Source organism: Paraclostridium benzoelyticum, from assembly GCF_001006285.1.
Classification (GTDB): Bacteria; Bacillota; Clostridia; order Peptostreptococcales; family Peptostreptococcaceae; genus Paraclostridium; species Paraclostridium benzoelyticum.
This window is the reverse complement of record NZ_LBBT01000319.1, coordinates 1-4184: the sequence shown is the minus strand read 5'-3', so window position 1 is coordinate 4184 and position 4184 is coordinate 1. Positions and strand designations below refer to the sequence as shown.

Genomic DNA, 4184 nt, shown 5'->3' with positions numbered 1-4184 from the left:
AAATCCAAATATCAATATTTAATTATTATAATATTTATATCTTGTTTATTGCTTGGAATAGGGATTAATAAATCAGAAATTGATACTTCATCTAAAATATATAAAAATATATATGTAGAAGATATTGATATTTCATACTTAACATCTGAGGAAGCACTAAATTTGGTTGAATCTAAATATAAGGAAAAGCCAATTAAATTAATCTATGGAGATAAGACTTATGTTATAAATCCATCAGATATAAATTTGAAATTTAATAAAGATAAAGCTATTAAAGAAGCTTATTTTTTTACTAGAAATGATGACATATTGGTAAACCTAAAAAGAAAATCAAATTTAAGATTTAAAGACAAATATGTTGTAAAATTAATTAGTACCTATGATGAAGTTAAGTTAAGTAAACTAATTAATGATATCTGCAAAGAAATAGATATAAAAGAAGTTAATGCTACTATAGCTGTAAATGATGATGGTTCTATTAAAAGGACTGCATCTAAGCATGGTAAGAAAGTTGATAAAATTAAGTTAAAAGAATCTATATATACTATGATAACAAGTAAGAACATAAAAGATTTAAAAATTCCAGTAAATACTGTTGATCCTAAAGTAACCACAGAAAATGTTAACTCTATAAATACAGTACTAGGTCAATTCAGTACTACTTTTAACTATACGACTTCTAGAGGGAATAATATAAATGTTGCAGCAAGCAGTACCAGCGATAAATTGATAATGCCTCATAAAGAGTTTTCATATAATAATTCTACAGGCGCTAGAACATGGCATAACGGATATAAAACAGCTAAGGTTATAGTTGGTGGCAAATATGTAAATGGCGAAGGTGGTGGAGTATGTCAAGTATCTACCACAATATATAACGCTGCATTACTTTCAGGAATGAATATATCAGAAGTTCATAATCATACATTTGTATCAAAATATGCACCTGCAGGTCGAGATGCTGCGGTATCTTATGGGTATACAGATTTTAAATTTGAAAATCCGCTTATGCATCCTGTTTATATTAAAAATACAGTAAATAAAGGAGTTATTACATCTAAAATTTATGGATGTGATAAAGACAGAGAAAGACTTTACCTTATAACAAAAAGCAATTATGAGGAAGATAAAGTTAAGGTAGATACTTATAGAGTATATTTAGATGAAGAAGGAAATATCCTTAGAGAAGAACTTATAAATAAAAACACATACAAAAAGAAATAAGAGAATAGAACATTTGTTCTATTCTCTTATTTCTTGAACATAACTATCGATTAATTGTAAGTTGTATTGTTGAATTATCTCTATTAATAAGTTTTTATATGTTAAATTTCCACTTTCATCTGAAACAGTACTATACCCAGCACTTTGAAGTTCTTCTGCTTGTTCTATATAAGTAGCTTTAGTAAGAACTTCTTTATATCTAGGGTTTTCACTTAAAAATTTTGCATGATCTTGTATAGATTCTGATTTTGTTTTATAAACCCTAAATTTATCTGTGATTACTTGATCGTAATATTCACTAGTCTCTATATTAACATACTCACCTTTCCACGCATTATTTGCTTTTATTCCAAATAAATTATTATACTTAGAAGATAGTTCAGATTTCCCCCAATTAGACTCAAGTATAGATTGAGCTATAGTAATAGATGGTAAAATTTTGTACTTATTATAATTATAGATAGCACTATTTTTTACAGAGTCTATAAATGTCATATATTTTCCATCTGGGTTTAGTCTAGATGGTTTTAACCCAAAATATTTTAAATCACTTACATAGTCATGAGTTCTCTTAACTTCTTTAGAACCAAATTCAAGCTTCTTTAAGACATCATCTAAATTTAAAATTTTGTATTTTTCTCCATCTTTAATTATGAATAAATTAGCAATATTTTTTATTTCATCATTACTCACATCTTTAAAATTATTTTTATTTTGTACCCCTATTATACTTGCTACATACTGCCAATTAACTTGAGCTTTTGAACTACTCACTTCGTCACTACATTTTATAAATTGATTGACATCTATTTCGTTTTTATTAATTTCTTTTAAAGTAAATACATTTACAGACCAAACAAAAGATAAAACAAATAATAATGCAATCCCACTCAATATAAACAATTTTCTCCTCAAAAGACACCTCCAACTGCTATAAAATCACAAAACATACAAATAATTATACCACTTTTTGTATATTTTTACTGTAACAATGTTGTAAGATGTGTAATGATATAATATTATAGTATTAGTAAAAAATATATATAGGAGTGTTACTATGATTACACTAAATTTTAAAAAAGATGGAAATGATATAAAACTAAAAGCAAATATATGTAAAAATAATATTTTAGAAAATTATATGGATTTTAACTATTTCACAGGCCTTTGTAAAGATGGATGCCCTCACTATAATTTAAGTTATACATGTCCTCCAAACAGTCCAAAATTCACTGACTACACAAAACATTACGAGTACTCTTTAGTTTTAGCAATGTATATGGATGTTGATGATAACAATTCAATAGAAACTGTGCATCCGTATCTAAGAAAAGTGTTATCTGATTTACTTATACCATTAGAGGAAATATTTAATGGACTTTTATCAGATGGTGGACGTTGTAGATATTGTGAAAGATGTACATATATAGATAACATGCCTTGTAGATATCCTGATAAAATGCGTTTTAGCATGGAAGCTATGGGAATTGATTTAGACAAAGTGTGTAAAGATATTTTAAATCATTCGATTTTATGGAGTAAAAATAGTGACTCTAATTACTGTACAGTACTTGGATCTATAAACTTCAACGGAAGTTTTAATGAAAACGACTTTAAACAAGCTATTCTAAAACTTTTATAATCCTAATAAAATTAGCTTACTTTGGAGAAACTTAATTATGATAATACTATTAATTTTGGAGGTAAGCTATGGACAATATGAGTGAAATGAGAAATAGACTGAATAGTGGTAATTATAATTTAAAACTTGAAATAGGCGAAGATACTTATTTTAAAACATATAATAATGTTAATGAGAATTCCGCTGAAGATGTTGTAAGAAATTACTTAAGAAGTAATGCAGATGACGCAGAGTTTAGTGATTTAGAAATAAAACACAATAGAAATAGACATACAGTAAGTGTTTGTGCAAAGTTAAGTTATAATAACACTAGACATACGGATTACTCAAAACGAAATAAATTAATGTAAAAAAAAGAAATTAGTAAATCATTCGATTTACTAATTTCTTTTTTATCTTATGCATATACCTTAATAACATCTGAGTTTTCAATTATATAAAGTAGATTTTTACATATTACTTTATGATCTCTATCATTTGTAGTTTCAATGTCTTCGATTATTAAATCCTTAGCTTCTTCTAACTGTGCTAAATTATAGTATATAGGCATTTCATTATTTCTTTTGAATTTTAAATGTATGCAATACATACTATTAATTAATAATCTCTTTTTATTTAAAACTTCATATTGATTTTTATGATTTACTAAGTTATTCATGGATACTAACTTATCTTCTAGTAAGTTAGCTATTAATAGAAGATTTTTTACTTTATGAATATTTCCATCTCCATCAACTGATAGTTGAACTTCTATTTCCATTTCTTTAATTATATTTCTATACATATCTATTAGTACTTCATATGCAGTATTTGCATTATATGGTAATATTAATTTGTTTATAATTAAGGCTATAATAATACCTAATACAATAAATGCAACCCTATTTATAATAAATACATCAGGTGAAGTGAGCATGCTAACAGAACCTATAGCTGATATTGTAATACATATCATTTCATACTTATAATCTATTTCTTTTGCATAACCACTTATATATCCAGTGAAAATTATAATAATTGCCCTTATAGTCGAATCTTTAAATATTGAAAATAATATAAATACTGATATACATCCTAAAATAGTTCCAAATAGTCTTTTTTTAGTTTTAATTATTCCGTCTTCAGTATATGGTTGTATAACAGAAAATATAGTATATAATATCCATCTACCTTCTTTTAAGTTGAAATAATCCATTACAAATCCACCCAATGAAATTCCTATAGCAACTTTTATAGCATAAGTAAACTTCATAGATTTTGTACTTATATGATCTTTATAAATATAAGATTTTTTGAAATTATATGGAATCTCTAAATT

Annotated in this window: 5 protein-coding genes; 3 read left to right on the top strand and 2 right to left on the bottom strand. The window is 25.7% G+C overall.

The window, feature by feature from the left end; translation table 11 throughout:
* Positions 1-1224, top strand: a 1224-nt coding sequence (locus tag VN21_RS15530) for a VanW family protein (RefSeq protein ID WP_084822228.1), incomplete at its 5' end; no start/stop codon positions are given.
* Positions 1225-1242: 18 nt separating this feature from the next.
* On the opposite strand, the gene VN21_RS15525 is transcribed toward VN21_RS15530, so the two are convergent.
* Positions 1243-2139: a glycoside hydrolase family 73 protein gene (locus VN21_RS15525; protein WP_052952116.1), complete on the bottom strand. Its 897-nt coding sequence runs from the start codon at positions 2137-2139 to the stop codon at positions 1243-1245.
* Between the two features lie 142 nt (positions 2140-2281).
* Between VN21_RS15525 and VN21_RS15520 the strand changes: the two genes are divergently transcribed.
* Positions 2282-2866, top strand: a complete 585-nt coding sequence (locus tag VN21_RS15520; RefSeq protein ID WP_046824051.1) for a DUF2284 domain-containing protein — start codon at positions 2282-2284, stop codon at positions 2864-2866.
* Between the two features lie 68 nt (positions 2867-2934).
* On the top strand, positions 2935-3216 hold the full coding sequence (locus VN21_RS15515; protein WP_052952115.1) for a hypothetical protein: 282 nt from the start codon (positions 2935-2937) through the stop codon (positions 3214-3216).
* Positions 3217-3263: 47 nt separating this feature from the next.
* Here VN21_RS15515 and VN21_RS15510 read toward each other — a convergent pair.
* The coding region (locus tag VN21_RS15510; protein ID WP_046824050.1) for an FUSC family protein at positions 3264-4184 on the bottom strand (921 nt) is incomplete at its 5' end.